The sequence below is a fragment of the candidate division WOR-3 bacterium genome, assembly GCA_016867815.1.
Taxonomy (GTDB): domain Bacteria; phylum Hydrothermota; class Tepidihabitantia; order Tepidihabitantales; family Tepidihabitantaceae; genus UBA2258.
Genome location: VGIR01000150.1, coordinates 1 through 4549, shown reverse-complemented (window position 1 = coordinate 4549; position 4549 = coordinate 1). Strand labels below are relative to the sequence as shown.

Here is a 4549-nt window from a genome sequence, read left to right as displayed (position 1 = left end):
TGGCGGGTGTGGTTCTGCGATCTTGTGGTGGGTGGGTTAGAGTCGAAGAACGGCAGAATCAGGCGTTGCCCGGCGGCAGAAAACCCGCCGCCCGGCGACAAGGACTGTAACCCATGTCCTGACAATAGAGTGTAACCCATGTCCCGTCCGCGCCCAGGCCACCATCCGGCAGGTCAAGTATCCGGCCACTGACTCGCGGCATCCCTACGGCGTAAAGCACAGTATCTCAGCTACTTGCAACGATTCCTGGCGGCCAGGCCGCAGCGTTGTGTTGGCCTGGGGCTTCGCCCCTTCTCTTTCTGTCGGATCCTCGACATAAGTGTAGTATTTTCAGCGTCTTAAGGTGCTGATGTAGCACACCGTCCGCATCTCCTACCCTTGACAAGTCTCCTGCAGACCTTGACAGCATCGGTAATTGTGTTATATTTGGGCAGTTATGGGGTTCTCCTCGAAGCCGTCGGTAACTGTGATTGTGCCCGCGTTCAACGAGACCGAGAACATTGCTCCGCTGCTGGGCGAATTGTCGGCCAAGCTGCCGGCTGACTATGAAGTTGTGATCGTCGATGACGGCTCGACCGACGGCACCTACGAGACTGCTGTTGCCGCCAAGGCACAGTACCATTTCCTGACGGTCCTCCGTCACCATACCAATCTGGGCAAGACCGCGGCAATAATGACCGGTATGGAGAGCGCTCAGGGCGAGTTCGTTTCGGTGTTCGACGCCGATCTCCAGTTCCGGCCCGAAGACGTGGTCGCGCAGGTGGAGAAGTTGCGCGAGGGTTCGGACATTGTCACCGGCCGCAAGCAGGGCAAGTACGAGAAGCGCGTGGTTTCCTCCATATACAACAGGCTCGCGCGCGTGATGTTCGGCATCAAGGTCCATGACATCAATGCGCTCAAGACCTTCAGGCGCGAAGTGCTGGAAGGCGTAGGCCTGCGCAAGGACTGGCACAGGTACATCGTGCCGTTGGCCGCGGCGCGTGGTTTCCGCGTTGCCGAGATTCCCGTAGTGCTTCGGCCCCGGAAGTTCGGCGAGGCCAAGTACTCGGGGCGGGCACGGATTCTTGTCGGTCTCTTCGACCTGGTTGCGGTCGCATTCCAGCTCACGTTCATGCGCAAGCCCATGCTCTACTTCGGCGTGCTGGGGACGGGAGCGTTGGTGCTGGGTTTCCTGGTCGGGCTGCTGGCCGTCATTCTGCGGCTGGCCGGTCACGGGTTCCGCCCGCTGCTCTACCTCGTTATCCTGCTCGTGGTGGCCGGGCTCGTGCTGTTCGCCGCCGGCTTCCTGGGAGAATCGCTCGCCGGAATCAGCGACCGGCTGGATCGGCTAGAGCGCCTGGTTCGGAAGCAGAATGGGACAGAAGAGACGGATGGGGCGAGAGGGAGCGATGGAGACCGCGGTTGAAGAGCACGCTCTCAACCGTGGCCCGGGCGCTGCTTTCTCTCGTGCTGCTTGGGCTGCTGGCGTGGCTTTTCCGGAGCAAGCTTGGGGCGTCGTGGGGCCTGATCCGCACCGCCGGGGCCGGGCCGCTGGCGCTCGCCGCGCTCTGGTACGTCGCTTTCATCCTGATCTCCGCCTGGCGCTGGCAGGTGCTGCTGCACGCCCGCGACCTGCGGTACGGGGTCTTCTACCTGGCCCGGGTCTTCACGATCTCGCTCTTCTTCTGCAAGCTGCTGCCGACTTCGATCGGCGGTGACGTGATGAGGATTGCCTACACCGCGCCGAAGGACCGGACCGCTGAAGCGTTTTCGGCCACGCTGCTCGATCGGCTCATCGGGTTCACGAGCCTGATGTTCCTGGCTGTGGTCGTCGCTATCGGCCTGTTTGCCACGAGCGCGCAGTCGCGGGCGCTGGAGTTGAACGCATTCGGCGTGTCTTTCCGCGGCCCCGGCATCCTCGTTTTGCTCTGTACCGGCCTGGTTCTGCTGCTACTCGTCACGCTCGCTTTCTTCAGTGACACCGGGCACCGACTCACCAACCGCGTGTTCGGCAGCATTCGACTGCTCAAGATCGGTGCGCGCCTCGACCGCGCCTATGATGCCGTCAAGCAGTTCCGCCACCATCGGGCCTCGCTGCTCGCCAGCTTCGCGGCCGGCATCGGCGTACAGGCGATGCTCGCACTCTCCTGGCACAGTGTGGCGCGGGCGATCGGTGGCACGGTACCATTGGTCTACTATTTCGTGTTCATTCCGCTGCTGAACATCGTCGTCAACATCCCGACCATCGGCGGGCTCGGCGTGCGCGAGTGGGCGTTTGTGCTCTTCTTCACCCCGACCTGGCTTACCGGGCACCTTGCCCAGGAGCCGGCGCTGGCGTCTGCCCTGCTCTTCCTGGCGCTGGACCTGGTGTTCGCCCTGGCCGGGGGGGTGCTGTTCGCCGTCACGGGACGAAAGACAGGCAATGGGGTCTAGGTATCAAGGATGCGGAGATACCGGTCAGGGAAACCGGAAGTCCCGAGTCCTTTCCCTCTACCCCCTGAATCCTGAAGTCATCTTCTAGAGGAGGTTGGCTATGCTACCAGTTCCCAGACCAAACATCGAGGGGATCCGGCCCTACAAGCCTGGCAGGCCGATTGAGCAGGTTGTCCGCGAGCTGGGTATCAAGGGCCCGGTCATCAAGCTCGCATCCAACGAGAACCCGCTGGGGCCGTCGCCTCGCGCCATCTCGGCTCTGCGCCGCGTGCTGCCAGAGCTGCACTACTACCCGGAGGACTCGGGTCACCTGTTGCGCACCAAACTCAACGCTGTTCACAAGGTCGACCCGGTGTCCATGATTCTCGGCAATGGCTCGGTCGACATAATCATGATGGCCTGCCTCGCTTACCTGGAACCGGGCGATGAACTGGTGATGTCCGACCACTCCTTCATGATGGCGCGCCTTGGCGCCGCCATCGCGAACGCGAGGCTGCTCGAAGTCCCGACCCTCGAGTATACGCACGATCTTGAGCAGATGCTTCTCAGGATCACCCCGCGGACGAAGATAGTCTACATCGACAACCCGATAAACCCGCTCGGCACCATCGTCACCAAGGACGCGCTGAACGAGTTCATGGCCAAGGTGCCGGAGCACGTGCTCGTCATCATCGATGAAGCCTACTCCGAGTACATCACCAGCCGCGACTATCCCAAGGCTCTCGACTACTACAACCAGAACAAGAACGTTCTTGTCCTGCGCACCTTCTCCAAGATCTACGGACTGGCCGGACTCCGCATCGGCTACGGCTTTGCCCGGCCGGAAATCATCGGCTGCCTGGCCAAGGTCCGGCTGCCCTTCAACGCCAGCCGCTGCGCCCAGGCCGCCGCGGTCGCGGCGCTGGATGACAAGCGCCACGTCGTCCGCAGCCGCCAGAACAACGAGGCGGGCAAGGAGTTCCTCTACCGGGAACTGAAGAAGCTGAACAAGGTCTTCTACCTGAAGAGCTATGCTAACTTCGTCTTCATCAATTTCGCGGTTGATTCACAAGAGATGTTCGAGCAGCTGCAGCACCGCGGCGTCATCACGCGGACGGTCAAGGAGTACAACTTCCCGAATGCCCTCCGCGTCTCAGTCGGCACGCCGGCCGAGAACAAGCGGTTCATGAAGGCATTGTGTGAAGTTGTGCGCTAGACCTCGGCACGTCCGAACGCCGGAGTCCGGTCTCCGGACTACGGTTCGCTGACTCTTCGGCGGGCTGGAGTCCGGTCTTGCCAAGAGCGCAGGCATCGGCGTAATCGATGGCAGAGCCAGACTTAGGCCGAGCCTAACTTTCACCTCCGGGACAGCATCTCATGACAAGCAGCTCAGACTTCGGCGAGTGGCTCTTCGCCTGCCTAAGAGGCGCAGTTGCTGTCAACGCAGAGCGATTCTGTCATACCCTCTGCAAAGCTGAAACGTCATAGGGCATTGACTGGTTGGTCGGTACAGCCCTGGGTTGAGCGGTGAGTCGGCGATGGGGGACTTCTCCGGCTCGGGGATGGAAGATGTGGACGGTACCATCAAACCGTTCCTGTACGTCGACGTCGGTTGCCGCCAGTCTGACGGTCCGACGTGAGGGCAGTAGCTGGTAGCGGATCCCGTGCAAGCTTACGGTGTTGTCATTCTCTACGTTACGGCGGTGGTGAGCGCAGAGGACGGCGCTCAGGTCCGTACCCGGTGGCGGCCTGCGGAAGGCGGAGTCGGGATTCCGGGGCTTTGTTCCGAAGCGTGTGGCATACTTGGGGATGAATACGCGGTTGAGATAGTCGGTGGCGGCTGCGGCGGTCTTGATGCCGGCCCGGCGCAGCTCGGCGACCAGTCGGCCCTGGAATGACCCGTTGATCCGCTCGCCCCGGCCGCGGGCCTGCGGGGTGTGGGCAAAGAGAAGCTGAATGGCGAGTGATTTCATGGCGATCTCGAAATGGGTGGGTTTATCGTCTCGCTGGAATCGATGGGTGCCGCCGTGGGAGGTATCATCGAATGTTGTGGAAAAAGGAAGAGCGGTGTCTACGATTCTATGTGATTGCAGAACCGGGCGTTAGCCCAAGAAAGGAGACACCGCTGTATGTCAGACTATCAGAAAGAACAGGAAGC

General features: G+C 61.4%; 4 protein-coding genes. 3 read left to right on the top strand and 1 reads right to left on the bottom strand.

Translation table 11 applies throughout. The annotated features are described in order from the left end of the window. Positions 1-436: 436 nt before the first annotated feature. From FJY68_13505 to FJY68_13495, 3 genes are all read left to right on the top strand, one after another. Positions 437-1405: a glycosyltransferase family 2 protein gene (locus tag FJY68_13505; protein ID MBM3332841.1), complete on the top strand. Its 969-nt coding sequence runs from the start codon at positions 437-439 to the stop codon at positions 1403-1405. Continuing rightward, positions 946-2412 carry a flippase-like domain-containing protein gene (locus FJY68_13500; GenBank protein MBM3332840.1) on the top strand — a complete coding sequence of 489 codons (1467 nt, stop codon included), beginning with the start codon at positions 946-948 and terminating at the stop codon, positions 2410-2412. Before FJY68_13505 ends, FJY68_13500 begins: the two co-directional genes overlap by 460 nt. A 100-nt stretch (positions 2413-2512) precedes the next feature. Then, positions 2513-3607: a histidinol-phosphate transaminase gene (locus FJY68_13495; GenBank protein ID MBM3332839.1), complete on the top strand. Its 1095-nt coding sequence runs from the start codon at positions 2513-2515 to the stop codon at positions 3605-3607. Between the two features lie 241 nt (positions 3608-3848). Here the strand turns inward: FJY68_13495 and FJY68_13490 are convergent, their stop codons facing one another. Beyond that, the gene (locus FJY68_13490; protein MBM3332838.1) at positions 3849-4364 is read right to left on the bottom strand and encodes a hypothetical protein; all 516 of its coding nucleotides are present in this window, start codon (positions 4362-4364) and stop codon (positions 3849-3851) included. Positions 4365-4549 lie beyond the last annotated feature (185 nt).